At 57.0% G+C, this 25,609-nt stretch carries 23 protein-coding genes; 12 read left to right on the forward strand and 11 right to left on the reverse strand.

The window, feature by feature from the left end; all coding sequences use genetic code 11:
- The first annotated feature begins 74 nt into the window (after window positions 1–74).
- Window positions 75–878 (forward strand): SIMPL domain-containing protein, encoded by an 804-nt coding sequence (locus tag Q1K07_RS16710; RefSeq protein ID WP_300313410.1) that lies wholly within the window; start codon window positions 75–77, stop codon window positions 876–878.
- 83 nt (window positions 879–961) lie between these two features.
- Here the strand turns inward: Q1K07_RS16710 and serS are convergent, their stop codons facing one another.
- Window positions 962–2,236 (reverse strand): serine--tRNA ligase, encoded by a 1,275-nt coding sequence (gene serS / locus Q1K07_RS16715; RefSeq protein WP_300313516.1) that lies wholly within the window; start codon window positions 2,234–2,236, stop codon window positions 962–964.
- A 219-nt stretch (window positions 2,237–2,455) separates the two neighbouring features.
- On the opposite strand from serS, the gene Q1K07_RS16720 reads away from it, so the two are divergent.
- A complete protein-coding gene (locus Q1K07_RS16720) occupies window positions 2,456–5,641 on the forward strand; it encodes an FAD-binding and (Fe-S)-binding domain-containing protein (protein ID WP_300313702.1) in 3,186 nt (1,061 codons plus the stop codon).
- Window positions 5,642–5,756: 115 nt separating this feature from the next.
- Here the strand turns inward: Q1K07_RS16720 and trpC are convergent, their stop codons facing one another.
- From trpC to Q1K07_RS16745, 5 genes are all read right to left on the reverse strand, one after another.
- Window positions 5,757–6,557 (reverse strand): indole-3-glycerol phosphate synthase TrpC, encoded by an 801-nt coding sequence (gene trpC / locus Q1K07_RS16725; RefSeq protein ID WP_300313519.1) that lies wholly within the window; start codon window positions 6,555–6,557, stop codon window positions 5,757–5,759.
- Window positions 6,558–6,646: 89 nt separating this feature from the next.
- A complete protein-coding gene (gene trpD / locus Q1K07_RS16730) occupies window positions 6,647–7,666 on the reverse strand; it encodes an anthranilate phosphoribosyltransferase (RefSeq protein ID WP_300313522.1) in 1,020 nt (339 codons plus the stop codon).
- Between the two features lie 35 nt (window positions 7,667–7,701).
- Complete coding sequence (locus Q1K07_RS16735) at window positions 7,702–8,283, reverse strand: aminodeoxychorismate/anthranilate synthase component II (RefSeq protein WP_300313524.1); 582 nt, start codon at window positions 8,281–8,283, stop codon at window positions 7,702–7,704.
- 341 nt (window positions 8,284–8,624) lie between these two features.
- Window positions 8,625–10,109 (reverse strand): anthranilate synthase component I, encoded by a 1,485-nt coding sequence (gene trpE / locus Q1K07_RS16740; RefSeq protein ID WP_300313705.1) that lies wholly within the window; start codon window positions 10,107–10,109, stop codon window positions 8,625–8,627.
- Between the two features lie 281 nt (window positions 10,110–10,390).
- Window positions 10,391–11,056 (reverse strand): phosphoglycolate phosphatase, encoded by a 666-nt coding sequence (locus tag Q1K07_RS16745; RefSeq protein WP_300313527.1) that lies wholly within the window; start codon window positions 11,054–11,056, stop codon window positions 10,391–10,393.
- A 230-nt stretch (window positions 11,057–11,286) separates the two neighbouring features.
- On the opposite strand from Q1K07_RS16745, the gene Q1K07_RS16750 reads away from it, so the two are divergent.
- Window positions 11,287–12,588: an NAD(P)/FAD-dependent oxidoreductase gene (locus Q1K07_RS16750; protein ID WP_300313530.1), complete on the forward strand. Its 1,302-nt coding sequence runs from the start codon at window positions 11,287–11,289 to the stop codon at window positions 12,586–12,588.
- A gap of 90 nt (window positions 12,589–12,678) precedes the next feature.
- Here Q1K07_RS16750 and Q1K07_RS16755 read toward each other — a convergent pair whose 3' ends face one another.
- From Q1K07_RS16755 to rpe, 3 genes are all read right to left on the reverse strand, one after another.
- Window positions 12,679–13,542 carry a mechanosensitive ion channel domain-containing protein gene (locus tag Q1K07_RS16755; RefSeq protein WP_300313533.1) on the reverse strand — a complete coding sequence of 288 codons (864 nt, stop codon included), beginning with the start codon at window positions 13,540–13,542 and terminating at the stop codon, window positions 12,679–12,681.
- 122 nt (window positions 13,543–13,664) lie between these two features.
- Entirely contained in the window at window positions 13,665–13,949 is a 285-nt protein-coding gene (locus tag Q1K07_RS16760; RefSeq protein ID WP_300313536.1) for a GIY-YIG nuclease family protein, read from the reverse strand.
- Between the two features lie 62 nt (window positions 13,950–14,011).
- Window positions 14,012–14,710 carry a ribulose-phosphate 3-epimerase gene (rpe, locus tag Q1K07_RS16765; RefSeq protein ID WP_300313539.1) on the reverse strand — a complete coding sequence of 233 codons (699 nt, stop codon included), beginning with the start codon at window positions 14,708–14,710 and terminating at the stop codon, window positions 14,012–14,014.
- Between the two features lie 266 nt (window positions 14,711–14,976).
- On the opposite strand from rpe, the gene cysP reads away from it, so the two are divergent.
- The 5 genes from cysP to Q1K07_RS16790 all read left to right on the forward strand — a co-directional run bounded on the left by cysP (window position 14,977) and on the right by Q1K07_RS16790 (window position 19,681).
- Entirely contained in the window at window positions 14,977–15,999 is a 1,023-nt protein-coding gene (gene cysP / locus Q1K07_RS16770) for a thiosulfate ABC transporter substrate-binding protein CysP (RefSeq protein ID WP_300313541.1), read from the forward strand.
- Between the two features lie 104 nt (window positions 16,000–16,103).
- Window positions 16,104–16,961 carry a sulfate ABC transporter permease subunit CysT gene (cysT, locus tag Q1K07_RS16775; RefSeq protein WP_300313544.1) on the forward strand — a complete coding sequence of 286 codons (858 nt, stop codon included), beginning with the start codon at window positions 16,104–16,106 and terminating at the stop codon, window positions 16,959–16,961.
- Complete coding sequence (gene cysW / locus Q1K07_RS16780; protein ID WP_300313546.1) at window positions 16,961–17,788, forward strand: sulfate ABC transporter permease subunit CysW; 828 nt, start codon at window positions 16,961–16,963, stop codon at window positions 17,786–17,788. The genes cysT and cysW overlap by 1 nt, the downstream gene beginning before the upstream one ends.
- Window positions 17,785–18,879, forward strand: coding sequence for a TOBE-like domain-containing protein (locus tag Q1K07_RS16785; RefSeq protein WP_300313549.1), 1,095 nt, complete (start codon window positions 17,785–17,787; stop codon window positions 18,877–18,879). Before cysW ends, Q1K07_RS16785 begins: the two co-directional genes overlap by 4 nt.
- A gap of 214 nt (window positions 18,880–19,093) precedes the next feature.
- A complete protein-coding gene (locus tag Q1K07_RS16790) occupies window positions 19,094–19,681 on the forward strand; it encodes a YajG family lipoprotein (protein WP_300313552.1) in 588 nt (195 codons plus the stop codon).
- 25 nt (window positions 19,682–19,706) lie between these two features.
- Here Q1K07_RS16790 and Q1K07_RS16795 read toward each other — a convergent pair whose 3' ends face one another.
- Window positions 19,707–20,342, reverse strand: a complete 636-nt coding sequence (locus Q1K07_RS16795; protein ID WP_300313555.1) for a thiopurine S-methyltransferase — start codon at window positions 20,340–20,342, stop codon at window positions 19,707–19,709.
- 13 nt (window positions 20,343–20,355) lie between these two features.
- Entirely contained in the window at window positions 20,356–20,931 is a 576-nt protein-coding gene (locus Q1K07_RS16800; protein WP_300313707.1) for a TIGR04211 family SH3 domain-containing protein, read from the reverse strand.
- A 779-nt stretch (window positions 20,932–21,710) separates the two neighbouring features.
- Here Q1K07_RS16800 and miaB point away from each other — a divergent pair.
- The 4 genes from miaB to Q1K07_RS16820 all read left to right on the forward strand — a co-directional run bounded on the left by miaB (window position 21,711) and on the right by Q1K07_RS16820 (window position 25,606).
- Entirely contained in the window at window positions 21,711–23,054 is a 1,344-nt protein-coding gene (gene miaB / locus Q1K07_RS16805) for a tRNA (N6-isopentenyl adenosine(37)-C2)-methylthiotransferase MiaB (protein WP_300313557.1), read from the forward strand.
- A gap of 109 nt (window positions 23,055–23,163) precedes the next feature.
- Window positions 23,164–24,267, forward strand: coding sequence for a PhoH family protein (locus tag Q1K07_RS16810; protein WP_300313560.1), 1,104 nt, complete (start codon window positions 23,164–23,166; stop codon window positions 24,265–24,267).
- Window positions 24,264–24,743 (forward strand): rRNA maturation RNase YbeY, encoded by a 480-nt coding sequence (gene ybeY / locus Q1K07_RS16815; protein WP_300313564.1) that lies wholly within the window; start codon window positions 24,264–24,266, stop codon window positions 24,741–24,743. The genes Q1K07_RS16810 and ybeY overlap by 4 nt, the downstream gene beginning before the upstream one ends.
- Window positions 24,740–25,606 (forward strand): transporter associated domain-containing protein, encoded by an 867-nt coding sequence (locus Q1K07_RS16820; RefSeq protein WP_300313567.1) that lies wholly within the window; start codon window positions 24,740–24,742, stop codon window positions 25,604–25,606. Before ybeY ends, Q1K07_RS16820 begins: the two co-directional genes overlap by 4 nt.
- Window positions 25,607–25,609 lie beyond the last annotated feature (3 nt).

Consider the following 25,609-nt stretch of genomic DNA (forward strand, 5'->3'; position numbering starts at 1 on the left):
TCAATGAGTTGGAGCGCTGCCATGCGCGGCCTTCTTCTCATCCAACGCATTCTAGACATGGAGGTTCTTGCCTCATGCCACTGTTCCATTCACGCTGGCTCCCCTCTCGGCGCTCACTTGTGCCTGTAGCCCTGGCCACCGCGCTGAGCCCCATTCTGTTCAGTACGCCAGTACTGGCCAACAATCAGGATACCTCTCGCTATCTGGACGTCCAGGCACAAGCTCAACTGGAAGTCGCACCCGATGAAGCCACACTGAATGCCCGCCTGTGGGAACTGACTCCCGCCATCGCACAAGAAGACGATAGCGGCGATTCAGGTCAAGCCTTGTCAGATGCCCGTCAGCGCCTTGAAAAACGTGCCGCGACGCTTGTCACTACGCTGGAAAAGGCAGGCTTGAAGCGTGACGCCATCCGAGCTGGCTCCCTGCAGGTGAATCAAGAATTCATTCAGCGCCCCCAGCGGGGAGATGACTCTCCGGCAGAACCCATGGTGCGCACGCGCCTGGAGCGCCCCATCACGTTATCCATCAGTGATCTATCCAGTCTGCCGGTTATTCTCGATGCACTCACCGAGGCAGGCGTCAATGCCTTGGATGGTGTCAGCTATAGCCTGGCCGATAGCAATGCGGCCGAGGATGAAGCGTTAGGCAAGGCGCTCTCACGAGCACGACAGAAGGCTGAGTTGATGGCCCAAAGCCTGAATGTCGAGCTAGGTGATGTGATCAGCATCAGCGAAACGGCAACACCTGGTTTCCAGCCGAAAATGATGGCCATGCGTGCCGAAGCAGGAGGAGCACGTTCACCTGCTGAGTATCGCCCAGGTACCATCACGATCGATGCCGGGGTCAATGTGCGCTGGGAAATCGAACAGAAATGACACCCTGACCAAGTCTCATGCAAACAAAACCCCCGAGGTGTCGCCACCCGGGGGTTTTAAGTTCAGACATGCCAGACGGCGGATCAGTTGATCCTATCAACACCGCCCATATAGGGGCGTAGCACTGTCGGCACGTTGATCGAACCATCCTCGTTTTGGTGATTTTCCATCACGGCGATCAGGCAACGGCCCACTGCCAGTCCCGAACCATTCAAGGTATGCAGCAGTTGAGGCTTCTTCTCGCCTGCTGCTCGGAAACGCGTCTGCATGCGGCGGGCCTGAAAGTCTTCGCAGTTGGAAACGGAAGATATCTCGCGATAAGTGTTCTGGCTTGGCAGCCATACTTCCAGATCATAGGTCTTGGCTGCAGAGAAGCCCATGTCGCCAGTGCACAGCGTCACCACACGATAAGGCAGTTCAAGGGCCTGCAGGATAGCCTCGGCATGGCCACGCATTTCTTCGAGGGCTTCATAGCTGACAGTCGGATCGACCAGTTGCACCATTTCAACCTTGTCGAACTGGTGCTGACGAATCATGCCGCGCGTATCCCGGCCATGGGATCCTGCCTCGCTACGGAAGCATGGTGTATGAGCAGTGAGCTTGAGTGGCAGTTGCTTGGCCTCGACAATGTCACCACGCATTAAATTGGTCAGCGGTACTTCGGCAGTAGGAATCAGGTGGAAGCCACGCTCGTCATCGAGCTGGAACAGATCCTCGCCAAACTTGGGCAACTGCCCGGTGCCGAACAAGGAGTCACGATTGACCATATAGGGTACATAGCATTCTTCATACCCATGCTCCAGGGTCTGCTTGTCGAGCATGAACTGCGTCAAGGCTCGATGCAGGCGAGCCACTGGTCCACGCATTACCGCGAAGCGAGCACCAGTAAGCTTGGCAGCCAGCTCGAAATCCAGATCGCCATTCTTGGCGCCCAGGTCAACGTGGTCCTTGACCTCGAAGTCGAACTGATTCGGCTCACCCCAACGTGCTACTTCGACGTTATCCTCCTCATCCTTGCCCGGAGGAACACTGTGATGAGGCAGATTAGGAATGCCGGCCACGATGTCGTCCCACTCAGACTGAACTTCGTCTAGTGCCGCCTTGGCCGCTCCCAGGCGATCCCCCAGATCGCTGACTTCATCAAGCAGCGGCTGGATGTCTTCTCCTTTGGCCTTGGCCTGACCAATGGACTTGGAACGGGTATTACGCTCATTTTGCAGGCGCTCGGTGTCAGCCTGCAGCTCGCGACGGCGGGATTCCAATGAGGAAAGCCGCTCGATATCCAGCGTGTAACCACGGGTGGCCAGTCGTTGAGCGACGGCTTCAAGGTCGCTGCGCAGCAGTTTTGGGTCGAGCATGGGATCGGGGTCCGTCGAGTCTGAGGTCCAATAAAAGACGCTCATTGTAGGCAAAAGCTTTCCACCATGCTATGCGCTACAGCCATCAGCCAACGTCATCGGTATAAATCCTTGTCGCCTGATGGGATGCACCAGAGCCCTCTGACGCGTTAAAGTGGTAGCTCCTGCCCATGACAATGCCTGCACATGACCAAGCGTAGGCGACTATCGACCGAGACCATGATCGCACGACTGCCCGCTGACGATGCTGTGACTGTACAGAACCCTATCTATCTGCGTTTTCTTGAGGCCTTGAACAAGGCTGGGTTCAAAGGAGACATTGCCCCGGACTATGCCAGCCGCACAGTACTGGCCACTGACAATTCGCTTTACCAACGCCTGCCCCAGGCCGCGGTCTTCCCGCGCCATGCCGAGGACCTGGTCTGCCTGGCAACCCTCGCAGGTCGCGAGGAATTTCGCCAGGTCATCCTTGCGCCTCGCGGTGGTGGCACGGGCACCAATGGTCAGTCGCTCACCGATGGCATCGTGGTCGATGTGTCCCGCCATATGAACCAGATTCTCGACATCGATGTCGAGAAACGTCGGGTCCGCGTCCAGGCCGGAGTCGTCAAGGATCAGCTCAACGCTGCCCTCAAGCCTCATGGCTTGTTTTTCGCTCCGGAGCTGTCCACCTCCAATCGTGCCACCATTGGTGGCATGATCGCGACCGATGCCAGTGGCCAAGGCAGCTGTGAATACGGCAAGACGCGCGATCATGTCCTGGAACTGGACAGTGTACTGATCGGTGGAGAGCGCCTCATCACCCAGGCGCTGGACGAGGACGAACTGAGCCAATGCTGCAACGAAGACAGCACCGCCGGACGCGCCTACCGAGTCGCACGCGAGATCATTGATACTCAGCGCGACGCCATTGCCGCCACCTTCCCGCCCTTGAACCGCTGCCTGACCGGTTACGACCTGGCGCACCTACGTGATGAAGATGGCCGCTTCAACCTCAACAGCGTGCTGTGTGGCGCCGAAGGTTCCCTGGCCCTGACCAATGAGGCCGTGCTCAATGTGCTGCCGATTCCCAAGCACTCGACCCTGGTCAATGTCCGCTATGCCGGCTTCATGGACGCCTTGCGTGACGCCAAGGCACTCATGACCGGCGAGACGCAGCCGACATCCATCGAAACGGTGGATGACATGGTGCTCAACCTCGCCATGGAAGATTTTGTCTGGGATAGCGTCGCGGAATTCTTCCCCGCAGGTGCGGCCGACAGCCCCGCCATCGGCGGTATCAACCTGATCGAGTTCAATGACGACGACCCTCAGCGCCTGAAGGAGCGTGTCGAGCATTTCTGCGCCCACCTGGAGCAGGACACCAGCGTCGATCGCCTCGGTTTCACCCTGGCCGAGGGGCGGGCCGCTATCGGCCGTGTGTATGCCATGCGCAAGCGCTCTGTCGGCCTGCTGGGCAATATCCAGGGGGAGAAACGGCCACTCCCCTTTGTCGAAGATACTGCCGTTCCCCCAGAACACCTGGCCGATTACATCGCAGAGTTTCGTGCTCTGCTCGATGACCGTGGCCTGTATTACGGCATGTTCGGCCACGTGGATGCCGGTGTCCTCCACGTGCGTCCGGCCCTGGATATGAAGGATCCCGCACAACAGGCCATGATTCGTGAAATATCCGATGCCGTGGCAGAGCTTACCCACAAGTATCACGGCCTGCTGTGGGGAGAGCACGGCAAGGGGGTACGCTCCGAATATGCGCCCAAGTTCTTTGGCGAGCTGTATCCCAGCTTGCGTCGACTCAAGGGAGCCTTTGACCCCCACAATCAGCTCAATCCCGGCAAGATCGCCACACCGCTTGTGACCCCGCCCGATGCCGCGGGTATTTCGCTTTCCCCACCCAATGCCGCGGGTAGCGTTGCCCCCCAGAATATTGCCACCGACAGCAACACCTCTGCGGTGATGAGCGTCGACCCGGGGCTGCTGGCCATCGATGGCGTGCCCATGCGCGGTGACTTTGATCGGCAGATCGACGAGCGCGTATGGCAGGCTCATGCCGATGCGGTGTACTGCAATGGCAATGGAGCCTGCTACAACTATGACCCCAACGACGCCATGTGCCCGTCGTGGAAAGCCACCCGAGACCGCATTCATTCTCCCAAGGGGCGTGCCAGCCTGATGCGCGAATGGCTGCGCCTGCAGGGCCAGGCCGGTATCGATGTGATCGAAGAATCACGCAAGAAGAAGCAGGAAGGTGTCCTCGGCTTCCTGCGCCACCTGCCCGCCAGAACACGGAACAGCGTACGCCACAAGGATGACTTCTCTCACCAGGTCTATGACGCCATGGCCGGCTGCCTGGCCTGCAAGTCCTGTGCCGGCCAGTGCCCGGTAAAGGTCAATGTGCCGACCTTCCGTTCCCAGTTCCTCGAAATCTACCACGGACGTTATCTGCGCCCGTTGCGCGACTATCTGATCGGGGGGCTGGAATTCATGCTGCCCTACCTGGCCCCCGTGGCGCCGCTGTATAACGCTGCCCTGGGCAATCGTCTGGTGGATCGCCTGATGGACAAGGGCCTGGGCATGGTCGACAGTCCCCGGCTTTCTCGCTCGCGGCTCAAGACACTGCTCAACGCCTGGGGCGTGGCCGAAGCCACCCCCGTCACCCTTGGTCGGCTTACCGAGCGTCAGAAAGCCGCCAGCGTGATCCTGGTGCAGGATGCCTTTACCAGTCACTTCGAGGCACAACTGGTAGCGGATGTGGTGGAACTGCTGTCACGCCTCGACATTCGCGTGTTCGTCACACCATTCCGCCCCAATGGCAAGCCTCTGCACGTACAAGGCTTCCTTGGTGCCTTCGAGCGCACCGCCAAGCGCCAGGCCAGACAGCTCAAGGCGCTTGCCGAGAGCGGTGTCCCCTTGGTCGGTATCGACCCAGCCATGACCCTGATCTATCGCCAGGAGTACGTGAAGGCCCTGGGCAGCGATGCCGTGCCTCAGGTATTGATGTTGCAGGAATGGCTGCTTTCCCTGGGCCCGCGCCTGATGCCATCGACTCTCGACCTGAGCGGCGAAGCGCCCTTCTCCCTGCTGAGCCACTGTACTGAAAAGACCCAGAGCCCCGGCAGCCCCAGAGCCTGGCAGCAGCTGTTCGAGCAATTTGGCCTGACCCTCGACACCCTCGCCAGTGGCTGCTGCGGCATGTCCGGTACCTACGGTCATGAGGCGCGAAACCTGGAGACATCCAAGACGATTTATGCTCAGTCGTGGCAGCCGATGGTCGAAGCCCATGGTGCCAAGGGGAGACTACTGGCCACGGGTTATTCCTGCCGCAGCCAGGCCAAGCGACTCTCTGATACCCGATTGCCTCACCCGTTGCAGGCGCTGCTTGGCGCCATTCGCCGAGCGAGCTGACCAAAGCCAGTGATTGCGCGTCGTGAATGAACAAACAAGCCGGTCACTATTGTGACCGGCTTGTTCATGTTGCCTGCAAATGCTGCCTGCCATTCCGGAGCAGCTTGCCGTGTATTCAGAAGAACAACCTACGCAGACCTTCGCCCGGATCGTCCTCACGCATGAAAGCCTCACCAACGAGGAAAGCATCGACACCATTCTCACGCATGCGCAAGACATCTTCCTGAGTGTGAATACCTGATTCGGTCACGACAGTAACACCGGCCGGAATCCTCGGCAGCAACTCAAGCGTCGTTTCAAGGCGCGTATTGAAGGTATGCAGGTCACGATTGTTGATACCCACCAGATTCAGGTCCAATGCCATGGCACGTTCCAGCTCATGGAGGTCGTGAACCTCGACCAGCACATCCAGGCCAAGACCACAGCCCTGCTGGTACAAGTCCTTCATGCGAGTATCGTCCAGAGCAGCGGCAATCAGCAGGATACAATCGGCACCAATGGCCCTGGCTTCACTGACCTGATAACCATGAACGATGAAATCCTTTCGAATCACTGGCAATTCGCAGGCACCACGGGCTTCGATCAGGTAGTCCTCATGCCCCTGGAAGAAGTCGGCATCGGTCAGAACGGAAAGGCATGTGGCTCCCCCCTCCTGGTACTGAGCTGCAATCTCACCAGGACGAAAGTCCTCACGAATGAGCCCTTTGGATGGAGATGCCTTCTTGATCTCGGCGATCACGGCGGGGTCGCTATCAGCAATGCGGCTTTCCAGGGCCGCCACAAAGCCACGTGGCGCATCCTGTTGCGCGGCGCGTGAGAGCAGCTCCTGCTCCGATACCAGAGCACTCCGTGCAGCAACTTCTTCGTCCTTGCGCTCAAGAATCTGAGTCAGGATGGTGGGGGTATCAGTGGCCATGATGCTTACGTCCCTTTCTTTTATATGGCAGCTTTATTTGGCAGGCTGTTCGTTTGGTACTACTTGGTGATCTGATGTGGCAAGTGAATTTACTGCTGGAATACCCGAGTAAAATTCGCCAACTCTTTCATTTTTTCCAGAGCCATCTTGGTCGACTGGGCATCCTGGGCCATCATCACGCCTTCCTTGAGACTATCGGCCACATCAGCAGCATACAGTGCGGCACCGGCATTGAGCGATACGATATCCGCTGCCGGCCCGTCTCCAATCAGCGCCTTTTCCACCAGACGCAAGCTCTCTTCCGCGGTCTTGACCTTGAGTGGCGCCAATGACTGCCGCTCAATGCCTAGATCCTCGGGGGTAATCGTATAAGTGGTGATTTCACCATCCTTGAGTTCGGCAATGCGTGTCGGGCTCGCCAGAGAGATTTCATCGAGCCCGTCTTCGGCATTGGCGACCAGTACATGGTGGCTTCCCAGACGCTTCAACACCTCAGCCATCAGCACAAGCAGCTCTGGTGCATAGACACCCAGCAGTTGATTGGCAGCACCGGCTGGATTGGTCAGCGGGCCCAGGATATTGAATAGCGTACGCACTCCCATTTCACGACGTGGGCCGATGGCATGCCGCATGGAAGGATGATGATTGGGGGCAAACATGAAACCGACTCCGACTTCATCAATGCATCGGGCAGTCTGTTCAGCATCGAGGTTTAGTTCGATGCCCGCAATCTGAAACAGATCAGCACTGCCGGAAGAGGACGACACCCCGCGATTACCATGCTTGGCCACATGGGCTCCGGCAGCAGCCACGACAAAACTGGAAGCCGTGGAGACATTGAACAGGTTGGCGCCATCGCCACCCGTGCCGACGATGTCCACGACATTTTCCGAGCGCAGCGTTACCGGCTTCATCAAGTCACGCATCACCTTGGCGCAACCGCTGATTTCCTGAGCCGTTTCCCCCTTCATTGCCATCCCCATCAAGAAGGCGGCAATCTGGGCATCAGAGGCTTCGCCCGTCATGATGGTATGCATGACGCTATAGGCCTGCTCGAAACTCAGATCTTCCCGGCGCATCACCGCACTGATCGCTGCTGACATCTGCATACTTAGGCTCCTGTATTCTGGGTCAACACCGACCTTCAGCGGCGTTTGATGAAATTGGCCAGCATCTCGTGGCCCTGGCGCGAAAGAATGGATTCAGGGTGGAACTGCACTCCTTCAATATCCAGTTCTTTATGGCGCAACCCCATGATCAGTCCCGGAGTCACATCATCATCGTCTGTCCAGGCCGTGATCTCCAGGCACTCCGGCAAGCTGTCGCGTTCCACCACCAGGGAATGGTAACGGGTCACGGGCAGTGGATCATCCAGGCCGGTGAATACGCCCTGGCCAGTGTGTCGGATGTCCGACGTCTTGCCATGCATGACCTGTGGAGCACGCACGACCTTGCCGCCGAATACCTGGCCAATGGCCTGATGTCCAAGGCATACGCCGAGAATGGGCAGCTTGCCGGCAAAATGGCGGATCACATCCAGGGAAATCCCAGCCTCATTGGGCGTACAGGGTCCCGGGGAGATGACGAGGTGGGTCGGCGACAACGCCTCGATTTCATCGAGGGTGATAGCATCGTTACGATGGGTGACAACGTCGGCCCCCAGCTCGCCCAGGTACTGGACGATGTTGAAGGTAAAGCTGTCGTAGTTATCCAGCATCAAGATCATTCTTGAAATAACCTCTTGATTTTCTTATTTCATCACCTTGGTGATGTCATGAGTGTAACCCACCGATTCATCGACACTGTCATCGTCGAAGTGCAGCACCTTGGCCTATGACACACACAAAAATGCCGCCTCGGTGGGCGGCATTTTCCAGACCAGACTCGCACACGAGCCTACCGCCCCTTCAGAAGAAAGGACGCCACCACTGGATAGCAACCAGGGCAGGGGCAGAAATGGCGAAGAAAGCAGTCTGAGTCATCATGGCGTCTATAGTGTGTCTCGGCCCAGGGCCTGTCAAGGCATCGCTATCCACAATTGCTACGACCAGGCCACAATGGCTGCTTTCAGGCACCCAGGCCACGCTCTGCCATCGCAACAGCACGGAACAGTGCCCGTCCCTTGTTCAACGTTTCCTGCCATTCCATCTCGGGTACTGAATCCGCGACAATGCCAGCCCCGCATTGCACATGCAGCTGACCGTCCTTGATCACGGCAGTACGAATGGCAATTGCGGTGTCCATGTTGCCGTGCCAGGACAGATAGCCCACCGCCCCGGAATAGACGCCACGCTTGACCGGTTCCAGCTCATCGATAATCTCCAGCGCACGGACCTTCGGCGCCCCGGACAGGGTACCGGCAGGGAAGGTTGCACGCAGCACATCCATGGCGCTGTAACCTGGCTTCAAGCGGCCAGTGACATTGGACACGATATGCATGACATGGGAATAACGTTCGACAGTCATCTGGTCGGTCACTTCGACGCTTCCCGTCTCGCTGATACGCCCCACATCGTTGCGTCCCAGATCGATCAACATCAGGTGCTCGGCAACTTCCTTCGGATCACTGAGCAGGTCTTCCTCCAGCGCCTTGTCTTCGGCTTCTGTCTTGCCGCGAACACGAGTGCCTGCAATGGGGCGCACGGTGACCATGCCATCTTCCAGGCGCGTGAGAATTTCCGGGGACGAACCGACGACATGGTGATCCTCCAGGTGCAGGAAGAACATGTAGGGCGATGGATTGAGGCTACGCAAGGCACGGTACAGGTCCAACGGAGCTGCAGTAAAAGGAATCGACATGCGCTGTGATGGCACACATTGCATGACATCACCCGCCAGCACATATTCCTTGATCTTTTCCACTGCCGCCTTGAAGCCCTCCTCGGTGAAGCCGGAAGTGAAGTGGCCTTCTTCCACCGGAGGACGATCAGTGCGAATCGGCGACGGCGATATGGCCAAGGGGTTGCGCAGTCGCTCCTCCAACTCTGCCAGGCGTCCTTCAGCCCGCTGCAACGCATCGGTATCAGCTGGATCGGCGTGAGTCCATAATGTCAGGCGGCCATAGAGGTTATCGAACACCACCAGTTCATCGGAAACCATCAACAGAATATCCGGCACGCCAATGGGATCCGGCTTTTCCACACCTGCCAGGCGCGGCTCAATATAACGGATGGTGTCGTAACCGAAATACCCCACCAGGCCACCATCAAAGCGTGGTTGATCGTCCAGTTGCGGCACCTTGAAGCGAGCATGGAAGTTCTCGATCCATTGCAGCGGATCTGCCACCTCAGAAACACCCAGGGCCTCCCCATCGACCAGGTGAGTCACGGTATGGCCACGTACCTCGATACGTTCACGGCACGGCAGGCCGATGATGGAATAGCGTCCCCACTTCTCCCCTCCTGTGACCGATTCCAGCAAGAAAGTCCAGGGGGCGTCAGCCAGCTTCAGATAAGTGGACAACGGGGTGTCCAGATCTGCCAAAACCTCACGGGTGACGGGAATACGGTTATAGCCAGCCGCGGCCAGGTCGTTGAAGCGCTCAGGGGTCATCATGCCCGAATCCTCGAGAAAATAAGCGATACGCAGAAAATGCTGGAAATATGATGGTTGCAGGGCGAAGCGCCAGCACGGCACTTCAATGGCGAAGCTTCACCATCGCCAAGAGCCGTTGAGGCTGGGAGCTTGTGCAGGAATCAGGCAGACCTTCGGCATGCTGGCCGAAAGCGAAAGGAATAGCGCTGTACGCATGAAGGGGCTGTGCATGGGGCTGTCCATCGCAGCGAGTCCAGAACAATGACCATCGGCAAACAGGGTGCCGACTCGGTATCAACCTAAAGGAGTTGGGCCAGCGATTCAACCACTGCATCGGGATCACTCTGTTCCACCGGCTCGCCGTGGTTGTATCCATAGGGTACCGCCAATGTGCGAAAACCAGCGGCCTTGCCCGCAGCGACATCATGACGAGAGTCCCCCACCATCAGGCATTCACTCGGTGAAACATCAAAGCGCTGGCATAGGTGCATGAGTGGCATGGGGTCCGGCTTGCGCCTGGGGAGCGAGTCCCCTCCGAGAAAGGCCGAGAAAAACGTCTCTATATCCAGCGCACTCAGTATTGGAGCGATAAACGCCTCAGGCTTGTTGGTTACCAGACATAGCGTCCGGCCAGAGCCATGAAGTCCTTCCAAGGCTTCACGAACACCGCGATAAAGGCGTGTTCGAGCACAAGGAGCATGGTGATAATGCTCCATAAAACGCTCAAGGGCCGTCTCGGTCAGGCCATGGCTAGGGGCTTCACCAAGTGCATCCTCGAGGGCACGTTCCAGCAAGACCTTGGCACCATTGCCTACCCAATGACGCACCTTATCCTCGCCTGCCAAGGGTAATTCCACATCGATGAGTGCCGCATCCACTGCTGCGGCCATATCCGGTACAGAATCCACCAGAGTGCCATCAAGGTCGAAAGCCACCAGGCGAATATCGGTCAGCAATGGGTGCATTCACGGGTCTCTCTATCGTCAAGGATCACGGCCAGCAACAGTACTATGGCTACCTGTTCGTGCCAGAAATCAAGCAGGCCATATGTTACCGGCAAGACCATAATGGGAACAGCATGGCTATGCGATACGCTGCATTATGCAATGCAAAGGATTGTGCAGTGCAAAAGATAGCAAGGTTCCCTTCCTGCGCATATGATGAGGGCTCCACTCATTTTCAGGAGCTCATCAACATGAGCAAACCCACCATTGTAGTTGTCGGCGGAGGCGCCGGCGGCCTGGAGCTCGTCACCCGGCTCGGACGGAAGCTCGGCAAAAAGGACAAGGCAGACATCATTCTGGTCGACCGTGATACTACGCACATCTGGAAACCGCTGTTGCATGAAGTTGCCACTGGCGTCATCGACTCCAGCATCGACAGCATTTCCTACCAGGGCCATTCCGCTGCCAACGGCTATCGTTTCCAGCGTGGCACCCTGTGCGGCCTGGACCGTGAGGCCCGTACACTGACGCTGGCTCCGATCCTCGATGAGGACAGCAATGAAGTGCTGCCGGCACGCCAACTGCACTACGATTACCTGGTGCTATCCATCGGCAGCGTCAGTAATGATTTCGGCACCGAGGGCGTCCGTGAACATTGTCACTTCCTCGATAGCACTGCGCAGGCCGAAGAGTTCCGCAAGGCCATGCTCAATACCTTCCTGCGCTACAGCAGCCAGGACAGCAATGAAGATCATCCATTCATCTCTATTGGCATCATCGGTGCTGGTGCCACTGGCGTAGAATTGGCGGCCGAACTCCACGATGCCTCACGCATGCTCAAGAGTTATGGATTCTCTGCCAAGGGTCGCGAACATCTCAAGGTGCACTTGATCGAAGCTGCACCCAAGATTCTTCCTGCCCTTCCTGAGCGTATCAGCCAGGCAGTGCATCGAGAGCTTGAAAAGCTCGGTGTCCAGGTGCATGTAAACACCCGAGTGACCAAGGTCGATGCCGAAGCGATTCATACAGCCGATGAAGGCAACATCGAGATTGATCTCGGTGTCTGGTCAGCAGGCATCAAGGCCCCTGGGTTTCTTTCCGAGCTCGGGCTATCGGTCGAGCGCAATAACCGTATCAAGGTGCAGCCGACCATGCAGAGCGTGGATGACTCACATATCTTTGCTTTCGGTGATTGTGCCAGTTGTCCCCAGGAAGATGGCACCGTGGTTCCACCCCGTGCCCAGGCGGCCCACCAGCAAGCTGAGGTGCTTTACAAGAATCTTGTGGCCATGATGGACAACAAGCCACTCAAGAACTTCAAGTTCCGTGATCGCGGCTCACTGATTTCGCTGGCTCATTTCGATGCTGTCGGCAGCCTGATGCGTGCAGCATCAGCCCGCAGTCTATTCATCGAAGGCAACCTAGCAAGGTTCTTCTACGCCTCGCTGTATCGCATGCACCAGCGTGCTATTCACGGTACTTTCAAGACCGGCATGATGGTAGTGGTCGATGGCATCAACCGTTACCTCAAACCACGCATGAAGCTCCACTGAACCATGCCGTAAACAACTGCTCAGCAAACGAAGAAGGTCGCCCAAGGGCGACCTTCTTCGTTTAAAGCAGACCTGAAGAACAGGCCATCATTACTCTTGCTTATCCAGACCCGAAGCATTGTCACCATGATGGTAGACATGAACATCACGCTGCGGAAACGGAATGCTGATGCCTTCCTTGTCGAAGCGCCGCTTGATCTCTTCGGTCAGGCCCCAATATACATCCCAGTAATCTTCAGCTTTTACCCAGGGACGCACGATCCAGTCGACACTGGATTCGTTCATGGCACCGATACGAATTGTCGATTCAGGTACTTCCAGGACACGAGAGTCATCAGCTACTGCACTTTCCAGTACACGACGCACGGTATCGATATCGTCTTCATAGCCAACGCCCACGACCAGATCCACACGCCGGGTGGCATGGGCGGAATAGTTGGTGATGGCCCCGGCCATCATCTGGCCATTGGGCACGATGACTTTACGGTTGTCCGGCGTAGTCAGTTCAGTGGTGAAGATCTGCACGTCCTGCACAGTACCACTGACACCACCCGCCTCGACATAATCACCGATGCGATACGGACGAAAGATGATGACCATGACACCGGAAGCGAAGTTGGCCAGGGACCCCTGCAGCGCCAGCCCCACCGCCAGACCTGCGGCACCGATCACCGCAATCAATGAAGCGGTCTGAATTCCAAGTTTGCTGATGGTTGCCAGAATCACGAACAGCAGTAACAGCGTATAAACGATATTACCCAGAAACTTGACCAGCAGCGGCTCCAGCTTGGCCCGCTCCATCCCCTTGACCACGAGGCGATGAATCGCTTTCGCGACCCAACGACCAATAATGAAAATAGCGGCGGCCGCCACCAGATTGATCAAGAACTGTAGTCCAGTGGTCGATGCGAATTCGACCAATGCATCTACATTCACATTTTCCATTGACTCCATACGGAACTCCTTGTTTTCGAGCCATCAAAGACGTCAACTACCAAGCACCAGCCTTTCCACGCACCAGTGCCTTCCCTTGCGTTACGGTGGCAATATTACCTGTAAACGGAGACACAGCCCCCTTAATAGCCCTGATCCTTCAGCCACTGTCGTTTGGCCGTTGCCGACAAGCGCTTGAAAGCAGCCTCTCGGCGCAAGGCATCACCGTGTCCACCAATGCATTCCTGATAGACGAGTGTCATCGGCCCCTTGCCACGCAACGCCTTGGCACCACGGCCTTTGCGGTGCTCATCAAGGCGCCTTTCCACATCCGTGGTAATACCGGTGTAGAGCGCACCTGCCGCTGTTTCAATGACATAAAGGTGCCAAATACGCACTTCCTGACGGTGACAACCTTCATCACTCATGCCTGATTTGACACACTTATTGTCGGCATCACCACTCACCATATACCCAAGTCACAATATCATCAGGTCAACTGCGATAACTGTTCGCGGAAACGGCCAATCACCGTATCGTAACGGTGCAAATCGGACTCCTGGCGCGCCCCGAACACAGCAGAACCCGCAACGAAGGTATCGGCACCCGCACGGGCAATTTCCGCAATGTTGTCGATCTTGACACCGCCGTCGACTTCCAAGCGGATATCCAGGCCACTTTCATCAATACGCTGACGCGCCTGGCGCAACTTGTTCAGTGTAGAAGGAATGAAGGATTGGCCACCAAAACCTGGGTTGACGCTCATCAACAACACCATATCGACCTTGTCCATCACATAGTCGAGATAAGACAGCGGTGTCGCTGGGTTGAACACCAGTCCGGCCTTGCAACCGCCATCGCGAATCAACTGCAGGGAACGGTCGATATGTTCGGAGGCTTCGGGGTGAAAGGTGATATAGGTGGCACCGGCATCGATGAAGTCACCAATCACACGATCCACTGGCTTGACCATCAGGTGCACATCAATGGGCGCGGTAACGCCATGCTTGCGCAAGGCTTCACAGACCATGGGACCAATCGTCAGATTGGGTACGAAATGGTTGTCCATCACATCGAAATGAACGATATCGGCACCGGAAGCCAGCACGTCGTCCACTTCCTCGCCAAGCTTGGCGAAGTTGGCGGAAAGAATCGAAGGAGCAATCTGAAAATCGGAAGTCGCTGTCATGGTCGCAGTCGCGGATTAAGGCATAGAAAGTCCGCATTCTAGCAGTTGCCGACGAGCTTGGGGGTCTGTGTGGCACTCCATGGGGACAAAATCTACACAACGAGCCCCCCGACCGCCTCAACACCCACTCTAGATGCTACAGGCGGCACGCCACTATGACGCATCGTTATTCCCATAAATCATAACAAGCACAATTGTAATTCCTTTAAGCAACCATTAGTCTGCACACAATACCCGCAATCCCACTTTTGCTCAGGGAGTCATCCATGATTGTGCCCGCGTTTCTGCGTCGAACCACCCTGTCCCTGGCCTTGGCCACTGGCGTCGGAGCCGGCATGGCAATGCCCGCCATGGCGGAAGAGCGCGAGCTGTTGAACTCTTCCTACGACATTGCGCGCGAGTTGTTTGCCACCATCAATCCTGCGTTCAAGGAACACTGGCAGGCAGAACATGGCGACACCCTGACCATCAAGCAGTCTCACGGGGGGTCTTCCGCCCAGGCCCGAGCCATTCTGCAGGGGCTCAAGGCTGATGTCGTGACCTATAACCAGGTCACAGACGTGCAAGTACTGGCCGATGCCGGCCTGGTTGCCGAAGACTGGCAAAGCCAACTGCCCAATAATGCATCACCGTACTATTCCACGACGGCGTTTCTCGTGCGCAAGGACAATCCCAAGGGCATACATAGCTGGGAAGACCTGGCGGCCGACGGTGTAGAGATCGTCTTCCCCAACCCCAAGACCTCTGGAAATGGTCGTTATACCTACCTGGCTGCCTGGGGAGCTGCAGAGCAGCAGTTCAACGGAGATGAAGAGAAGATCCAGGACTTCATGCGCGACTTCCTGGGCAATGTGAAAGTCTTCGATACCGGCGGCCGTGGTGCCACCACTACCTTCATTGAACGTGGTATCGGCGATGTGCTGATCAGCTTCGAGTCAGAGGTCAACAATATCCGCCAGGAATATGGCAGTGATGACTACGAAGTGATCGTGCCTCCCGTGGACATTCTCGCTGAATTCCCGGTGGCCGTGGTAGAAGACAGCGCAGAACGCAATGGCAATCTGGATATTGCCGAGGATTATCTGACCTTCCTTTACACCGAGGAAGCACAACGCATACTGGCCAACTTCAACTACCGTGTGCATGACGAAACAGTAACAACAGAGTTCTCCGACCAATTCCCCGAGACCGAGCTTTTCCGGGTAGAAGACGTCTTCGGCAGTTGGGATGATGCCATGCAGACCCATTTTGCATCCGGCGGCATGCTGGATCAGCTTCAACGCCGTTAAGGCCGACAGGCGGTTCATCATTTGGCACGCATGCAGTTGATACGCATGCGGATAGTGCGCATAGAGATAATACGCATAGAGATAGCACGCATACAGGAAACATCATGAGCGCCTTGTCATTCCGACTTCCCTGGCAATCCCAGCAACGTGTGTTGCCAGGCTTTGGCCTTTCCCTGGGAATCAGCCTGACCTTCGTGTCGCTGGTACTGCTGTTGCCATTGACAGGCCTGGTCGGTGAGCTCAAGGGAATGTCCCTGTCCCAGTACTGGGCCATCATCACTGAGCCCAGAGTGGTCGCCAGCTACGTCACTACCATCAGTGGTGCTGCGGTGGCAGCAGTGATCAATGCCGCTTTTGGCCTCCTGCTGGCCTGGGTACTGGTACGCTATGATTTCCCGGGCAAGCGCTTGCTCGATGCCTTGATGGACCTGCCCTTCGCACTTCCCACCGCCGTGGCCGGCATTACCCTGGCGACGCTGTACTCTTCCAATGGCTGGATGGGCCAGTTGCTGGAGCCGCTAGGTTGGAAAGTTTCCTACTCCTGGGTCGGCATTGCTTTGGCCATGGCCTTTACCAGCATTCCCTTCGTGGTTCGTACCGTGCAACCGGTATTGGAGGACCTGCCTGCTGAAGTCGACGAAGCCGCCATGGCACTTGGTGCCAGAGATGGCGTCGCATTTCGCCGCGTCATCCTTCCGCACTTGTGGCCAGCTCTGGTCACGGGAACAGGACTGGCATTCGTACGCTCACTCGGGGAGTTCGGCGCAGTCATCTTCATCGCTGGCAATATGCCTTACGAGACGGAAATCACCTCGCTGATGATCTTCGTCAAGCTGCAGGAGTATGACTATGCGGGCGCCTCGGCCATCGCTTCCATAGTCCTGGCTGTGTCCTTGCTGCTGCTGCTGGCCATCAACTTATGGCAAGGCCGATTCATCCGCCGTCTGCATGGAGGTCGCTGATGCAACGTATCGGAGATGCCCGCTGGGTTCGCTACAGCCTGATCAGCGCTGCCGTGGCGTTCTCGGCGCTATTCCTGCTCTTGCCTCTGGTGGCGATCTTTGCCCAAGCCTTTGCCAGCGGATGGAGTACGTTCATTGCCAATGTCACCGAGCACTATACTCTCGCCGCCATTGGCCTGACCGTATTGGTGACGATACTGACCATTCCGGTCAATCTGGCGTTTGGCGTGGCACTGGCCTGGCTCGTGACCCGTTTCGCCTTCCCCGGGCGTCGTTTGCTGCAGACCCTGATCGATATCCCCTTTGCCATTTCCCCCGTAGTGGCTGGGCTTGTCTACCTGATGCTTTACGGGCGCAATGGCTGGATCGGCGGTTGGCTCGATAGCCATGACATACAACTGATGTTCGCATGGCCGGGTATCTTGATGGTGACCATTTTCGTGACCAGCCCCTTTGTCGCCCGGGAACTGATCCCGCTGATGCAGGCCCAGGGCTCCCGGGAAGAAGAAGCAGCCGTCACCCTTGGCGCCAAGGGGTTCACCCTGTTTCGCCGTGTCACCCTGCCCAACATCCGTTGGGCACTGCTGTATGGGGTGATCCTGACCAACGCACGTGCGGTTGGCGAGTTTGGTGCGGTTTCTGTTGTCTCCGGCGCCATCCGCGGTGAAACCAATACACTGCCATTGCACGTACAACTGCTTTATCAGGACTACAACACCGTCGGCGCCTTTGCCAGCGCCGCTCTGCTTGCACTGATCGCCTTGTTCACTCTGGCCGCCAAGGCCCTGCTCGAATGGCGCGTATCGCGCCAGGAGGTTGCCGCATGAGCATTCGTCTCGAAAATATTCAGAAACACTTCGGACGCTCTCAGGCACTGACACCGACCAACCTGCATATCGACAATGGCGAATTGATCGGTCTGCTGGGACCTTCCGGTTCGGGCAAGACAACCCTGTTGCGCATCATCGCAGGTCTGGAAAGTCCGGATGCCGAGGTCGGCCCCCGTATTCTGTTCGGCGAACGTGATGTGACTCGTGTCCATGTCCGCGATCGTCGTATCGGCTTCGTGTTCCAGCATTATGCTCTGTTCCGTCACATGAGCGTGTTCGACAATGTGGCCTTTGGTCTGACCGTTCTACCGCGCCGTTCTCGGCCAAGCAGTGGCGAGATCCGTGCCCAGGTCTATCGATTGCTGGAAATGGTCCAGCTCGAGCACCTTGCCGCCCGCTATCCCGCACAGCTTTCCGGCGGACAGCAGCAGCGTGTGTCCTTGGCCCGCGCATTGGCCCTCAAGCCCGAAGTCCTGCTGCTTGACGAGCCCTTCGGTGCCCTGGATGCCAAGGTGCGCCAGGACCTGCGCCGCTGGCTACGCCATCTGCACGACGAGTTGGGCTTTACCAGCGTATTCGTCACCCATGACCAGGAAGAGGCTCTTGAACTCTCCGATCGAGTTGTGGTGATGAGCAACGGCCGCATAGAACAGGTCGACACACCGGACCAGCTATATCGCAACCCGGCCAATCGATTCGTCTTCGAGTTCCTGGGTGATGTCAACCATATGGAAGGCGAAGTACGTGAAGGCGTGTTGACCTGTGGCGATGCCAAGTTGCATGTGGAACTGCCGGAAGGCCATCAGGAGATCCTGCTGCGTCCACATGAGGTCACTCTTTCCACCAGCGCCGACGAGATTGCCCATCTACCTGCCATTGTTACCTCAGTGGTACCGGTAGGGGCTGAAATACGCGTTGAACTCACCGCAGAATGGATGGACCAGCCCTGGCTGGCTACCGTGCGGCATCAGGAAGCCAGCACCCTCGGCCTGTCCAGGGGCAAGAAGGTCTATGCCCGCCCTCTGAGCTGGCACCATTATCCACAGGGTACAAGTGCCGCAGCGCAAGGCGCTGCACAACCCGCCTGAGGTTGGTGACGGCGCCCATTGGCGGTAATACCATGCACTGCCAAGGCATGGGGAGAAAGAGGGTGGAAGTTCCAGAACGGAACTTCCCGTTACCTTCATGTATCTGACACACAACCTGGACATACCGCCTGACGGCCTGTCCAGACGATAGAATGATGCCCAAATACAGCATCTTGAACAACGAGTTGAATCGTTTCCTGACAGGAGAAATGGAATGCTTCGTCGCATGTACCTGACTGCTTCAGCATTGGCAGCCGCACTCGTACTGAGCGCCTGCGCAGCCCCTCAGAGCTTGCTTCCCGAACCTAAGCGCAGCATTCCTGTCGCCACTGCCGGTCAAGGACAGCAGGTGTCAGTCATTGCAGTGGATGGCCGTTCCTCCGATGTCCTTGGAACCCGTAGTGGTGTAGCCAATTCCACCGCTGAAATCCGGGTCAATGCACACGAGATCGTGCCCCAGCTACAGGCTGAAGCCGAGCGCGCGGTACATGACATGGGCTTCACTCCAACGGCCGCCCCGGTCGAGGGCGCCCCATCCTTGACCCTGACGCTGAAGGAACTGAATTATCTGCGTGGCGCCAGCCAGGTCGTACTGCCGGAAGCCCAACTGAAAGGGGTCATCGAAGTGCAGGCTCAGAATGGTGGAGAAACCTATACGGGCAAATATACTTCACTGCGCAATCAAAGCTTTGCCGTCGCGCCTAACAAGGCCGCCAACACCAGCATGGTCACAGAGCTGCTCTCCGATGCTCTCAACCGCGCCTTCTCCGATCCAGCCCTGGGTCAGATGCTGGGCAAGTGAATCGCGGGTGATAACCGCCAGGCTATCATCGTGATTCGATGGGCCCCCGACGCACTAGGGCCCATGCACTTTCCTGGAAGCCATTAGGTTCGACTTCACCATCGCCCAGGTGCGTGATGGTGAAGTTAGGCGCGAACAGGCGCTGTACTTCATCGGGCGTCACATTGAAAGGAGGTCCATGAGGTTCAGGACGCGCCAGGCTGATCAACAGGCCTGGCGTTCCCGGCGGTACCAGCTGGGCCATGTGAAAGGCATAACGCTGACGCGTTGCCTCGGGCAACGCAATCAGGGCCGCACGGTCATAGAAGGCACCAACTTCTGCAGCCTGCTGGATATGGAAGTGAAAAAAGTCACCACACCACAATTCGATGTTTCCCTGGCGCATGACCGAGAAACCCGTATGTTGATAGCGCGCCACATCTCCTGAGCCCTCGGATACAAACTGCTCCAGCGCCAGCATCGAAAGCTCGATGCCAAGAACCGGGTGCTGTTTCTCGGCAAGCCAACGCATGTCCAGGCTCTTGCCGCACATTGGCACCAGCACCTTGGAGCCAGGTGCCACACCCAACGTTGGCCAATGCCGCACCAAGGTTGGATGGACGCTATCCCGATGAAAACCGATGCGGCCTTCTTCCCAGCGCTTGAGCCAATCTTCCTGCATCACAAGCCCCGTATCAGAACCAGCGATCGCGCTTGCGACGACGCCGTGGCAGATGAGGCACCAGCAGGCCAACCACCAACCCGGCTCCAGCGACACCACCGCCATACATGAAGTAGCGCATCAGCAGGTCTTCTTTCTGAGTATCAAGACGAGCCTCGAGCTTCCGATTGGCCTGGCCAATGGCAGCATTGGCACTTTCCAGCTCCTGGTTTCGCGTCTCCAGTTCATTGATACGCTGTTCACGCGCTGCCAGGTTGTCGCGCATGGCGCTGGTGCGCTTTTCCCAGGTATCGTTGATGCCGTCGAGCTCACTGGTCAGTGCCTTGACCTGATCCTGCAACTCGGGAAGCTGATCCTGAGCGCTGGGTTCCTCTTGCAGTTCCTTGCTCTGTACCCAGACCACATCACCGCTTTCGCTACGCACCTCGGAGTAGTCACCATTGGTGGAAAGCAGCGTCACCGGTTGTCCGGCTGTCAACGTGCCCACGATGCGATAACGGTCGGTCGGCCCACTGCGCACAAAGGTAGACAGTTCATCCGATACCCAACGGCTGGCATCGTCCTGTTGAGCCACCACCGGCATGGCCATGGCGGAGAGCACTGTACCCAGTGTCAAAGTCTTGAGAATCGTTTTCATGCCCTGTTCCTGGCTATCCTAGGCTCGAATGGCAACTGCCTTTCCAAGCTACCCATGCGAAACCTTTCCTACAAAATTTTTCACACTAGTCTTTCAAGACCGATCTATCCAACTCGACCGCTCAGCCTGCTCGCTCAAGTGCAGCCTTCTCACACTGGCCATTTCCTTGCCTTGACCAGCGAGAGTCATACCTTGCCATCGCATTCAGGTATTCCATAACCAAGTATTCCACAACTTCTGTGGACAACTATCGGGAAAACCGCTGGAAACCACGACAAGAGCGGCGGAAGCCCTGCCCTGAGCACAAATCGGTCATTATCTGACCAGGCTTTATCGCCAGCAGCATTCGCCAGACCTGTCATCTCGATGGGCAAGACTACCATAATGATCAGCGTCTGTTTCTACCGATGCTGGCCCCTATCTCATCCGGCGAGTATAATGCGCCACCAGATACATTGGCCCATCGAGAAACTCCGCCGACGGTCGCCGCGGCGTCAGGGAAATACTGAACGAATCGATTCGACGAGCATGCCCGGCACAGATCGCCTGAAGTGCGGGCATTCATGCAGTGTTTCCTTGGTGGTGCCTGTCTAACCACAGTATTCATTTGCCACTCGCGATATATCGCTGTTTCTCGGCGATCGTTCATGACGCCAGCAACGGCAACGTTTCTCGCACTCGCAAGCCATTCACCTCCGTCGATACGCACCTCCGGTGTTTTCCAGAATCCCATGACGAAGAAACTATTCATCAAGACCCACGGCTGCCAGATGAACGAGTATGACTCCGCACGCATGGCGGATCTGCTCGGTGAGTCTCATCAGATGGAGCTGACTGACAACGAGCAGGATGCGGATGTCATTCTGCTCAACACCTGCTCTATCCGTGAAAAGGCCCAGGAAAAGGTATTCCATCAACTCGGCCGCTGGAAAAAGCTCAAGGAAGCCAATCCCGACCTGGTGATTGGCGTAGGGGGTTGTGTGGCCAGCCAGGAAGGCGAGGCCATCCGCAAACGAGCACCGCATGTGGACATGGTCTTCGGCCCTCAGACGCTGCACCGCGTGCCGTCCATGCTTGATGCCAGCCGTGACAACCAGATATCCGTGGTCGATGTCACCTTCCCGGAAATCGAGAAGTTCGATCACCTGCCCAAACCAAGTTCAGATGGCGCAACAGCCTTCGTCTCGGTCATGGAAGGCTGCTCCAAATATTGCACCTTCTGCGTTGTTCCCTACACCCGTGGTGAAGAAGTGTCACGCCCTTTCGAAGCCGTGATGGACGAGGTCTTTCACCTGGCCGACCAAGGCGTACGCGAAATCAACCTGCTGGGTCAGAACGTCAATGCCTATCGTGGTATCAACGAAGATGGCGATGAAATCGATCTGGCGGAACTGATTGCCTGCATCGCCACAGTGGACGGCATTGATCGCATCCGCTTCACCACTTCTCACCCCGTGGAGTTCAGCGACAGCCTGATCGAAGCCTACGGCGAGATTCCCGAATTGGTCAGTCACCTGCACCTGCCGGTACAGGCCGGCTCAGATCGAATCCTGGCAGCAATGAAGCGCGGCCACACAGTCGAAGAGTATGTCGACAAGATGGAGCGCATCCGAACCCTGCGTCCGGACATCAGTTTTTCCTCTGACTTCATCATCGGCTTTCCAGGGGAAACGGAAGAAGACTTCCTGTCCACCATGGACCTGATCCATCGTATTGGCTTCGATGCCTCTTTCAGCTTCGTTTATTCCGCTCGCCCGGGGACTCCAGCAGCAAGTTTGCCGGACGATACACCAGAGGAAATAAAGAAGCAGCGCCTGGCTATACTGCAGGAACGCATCAACCAGCAAGCCATGCAGATCAGCCGTCGCATGGTCGGCACCACCCAGCGTATTCTGGTCACCGGTTTCTCATCCAAGGATCCTGGGCAGCTGTCTGGCCGCACAGAGAACAACCGAGTGGTCAACTTCCGGGCGGCCAATCCGACCGAACTTATCGGCTACTTCGTTGATGTGGAGATTACCGAGGCACTGCCCAACTCCCTGCGCGGAGAACTTGCCTCTGCTGAGCGTTTCTGATCAAGTCAGACCAAGATCGCCCTGCTATAGCATTGCCCTGGCCTAGGTCAGGGCAGTAATCTGACAGCTGACGCCAATTACCTACCACCAACGCATGGACCCCTCTGCCTTGAGCCAGCCATCTTCCCAGGCCAATCGCATCATCACGCTCAATCTCGAACCCAACGAGCCACGTCGCTTGGCCAACCTCTGTGGTCAACGTGACGAACATCTCAAGCTGATCGAAGAACGACTCGGCGTGACCCTGAGAAACCGCGGTAATATCTTCCAGCTCGCCGGTCCTACATCCCAGGTCAAGGCTGCTGCCAACGTGGTCGAGCAGCTGTATCGCGAGGCTGAAACCTCTGAGTTGACGCCAGATAGCGTGCATCTATTCTTGCAGGAGGCCGGACTTGAGTCGCTGGACGAGGATAATGGCAACGAGACTGCCGGCGAGGTACTGATTCGTACTCCACGCCTGGTGGTCAAGCCTCGCGGGTTCAACCAGCAAGGTTATGTCGCCAATATCCGCCAATACGATATCAATTTCGGTATCGGTCCCGCGGGCACTGGCAAGACGTACCTGGCCGTGGCTGCCGCAGTAGAAGCGCTCAACCAGCAGCAGGTACGTCGCATTCTTCTGGTACGCCCGGCAGTGGAAGCCGGCGAAAAACTGGGTTTCCTGCCCGGAGACCTGGCACAGAAGATTGACCCTTATCTGCGGCCGCTGTACGACGCTCTCTATGAAATGATCGGCTTCGAGCAGGTCGGCAAGCTGATCGAACGCCAAGTGATCGAGATCGCCCCGCTGGCCTACATGCGCGGGCGTACGCTCAACGACTCATTCATTATTCTCGACGAAAGCCAGAACACCACACGCGAGCAAATGAAGATGTTCCTGACCCGCATCGGCTTCGGCTCCACAGCCGTGATCACCGGTGACGTCACCCAGGTGGACTTGCCTCGTGGACAACACTCAGGACTGATCCAGGTACTCGACGTGCTCAAGGATACCTCTGGCATCGGAGTCACTCACTTTGCTTCCAAGGATGTTGTGCGCCACCCACTGGTTCAGCGCATCATCGAGGCCTACGAGCTGTTCGAAGCCGACCAGGAAGCCGAGGAACGCACCCGGCGAGAGGCTCGGGAACAACAGCGTGCCGCTGCGGCCCAAGAGAAGAGAAACGAGCGCCAGGAACAGGCCAGCAACTCATCCAGGGAAGCATCATCGTGAGTGCGACGGTCGACCGCCAGGTCGCCACTGCTGCGACCGATTTGCCGGACCAGGCTAGCCTGGAGCGTTGGGTCAATGCTGTGCTCACCCGACACCCGGATCAGCAGGATGCAGAACTTACGATACGTTTCGTGGACAATGATGAGAGCCAGAGCCTGAACCGCGACTATCGTGGCAAGGACAAGCCAACCAATGTGCTGTCATTCCCCTTTGAAGCACCTGAAGGTCTGGAACTGCCACTGCTCGGCGATCTGATCATCTGTCATTCAGTGGTTGCCCTGGAGGCCACGGAACAAGACAAGACCCTGACTCAGCACTACGCTCATATGGTAATACATGGCACCCTGCATCTGCTGGGGTATGACCATATCGAGGACGACGAGGCCGAGCACATGGAAGGCCTTGAACGAGAGATCCTGGCCGGCTTAGGCATCGCCGACCCCTATGCAAGTGAGGACGAGAGAACCAACGCATGAGCGAAGACCGATCGAGTAGCCAGGGCAGCAGGTCCTGGCTCGAAAAACTCTTCAGCGCCCTTTCCAGCGACAGTGATGAACCCAGCTCGCGTGATGAGCTCCGTGACTTCCTGCGCGAAGCTGCCAACCGGCTGAAGCTTGAACAGGATGCCTTGACCATCATCGAGGGCGCGCTCAACATCAGCGATCAGCAGGTTCGTGAAGTCCTGATCCCACGCTCCCAGGTCACCGCCATCGAAATCGACCAGCCTCTGGAAGACTACCTTCCGATCATCCTGGAAACGGCGCATTCTCGTTATCCGGTCATTGGCGAGAACCTGGATGAAGTCAAAGGTATCCTGCTGGTCAAGGACCTCCTTCCACTGCTCCATAACAAAGACAACGCCCTTCCTTTCAAGCTCGAAGAAGTCCTGCGTCCGGCCATGTTCGTGCCGGAATCCAAGCGCCTCAACAGTCTGCTCAAGGAATTCCGCGATACTCGCAATCACATGGCCATTGTGGTGGATGAGTACGGTGGCACCGCGGGCATCATTACCATTGAAGACATCCTCGAAGAAATCGTTGGCGACATTGAAGATGAACACGATATCGATGAGGAAGTGGATATCCGCGATCTGGGCGACAATCGCTATGCCGTCCGCGCCCTGACGCCCATCGAGGATTTCAACGAGCGCTTCAACACTCACTTCCCCGACGATGAGTTTGATACCCTCGGCGGCCTGGTCATGCAGCGTTTCGGCCATCTGCCCAGCCGAGGCGAACACGCCACCATCGGCAACTGGCGCTTCACTGTGCTCAACGCCGATAATCGTCGCATTCGTCTACTCGAGATGGAGCCTGCAGCTCCCGCCGACGACGAATGACCC

The sequence above is a fragment of the Halomonas sp. genome, from assembly GCF_029263665.1.
In the GTDB taxonomy this organism is placed as follows: domain Bacteria; phylum Pseudomonadota; class Gammaproteobacteria; order Pseudomonadales; family Halomonadaceae; genus Halomonas.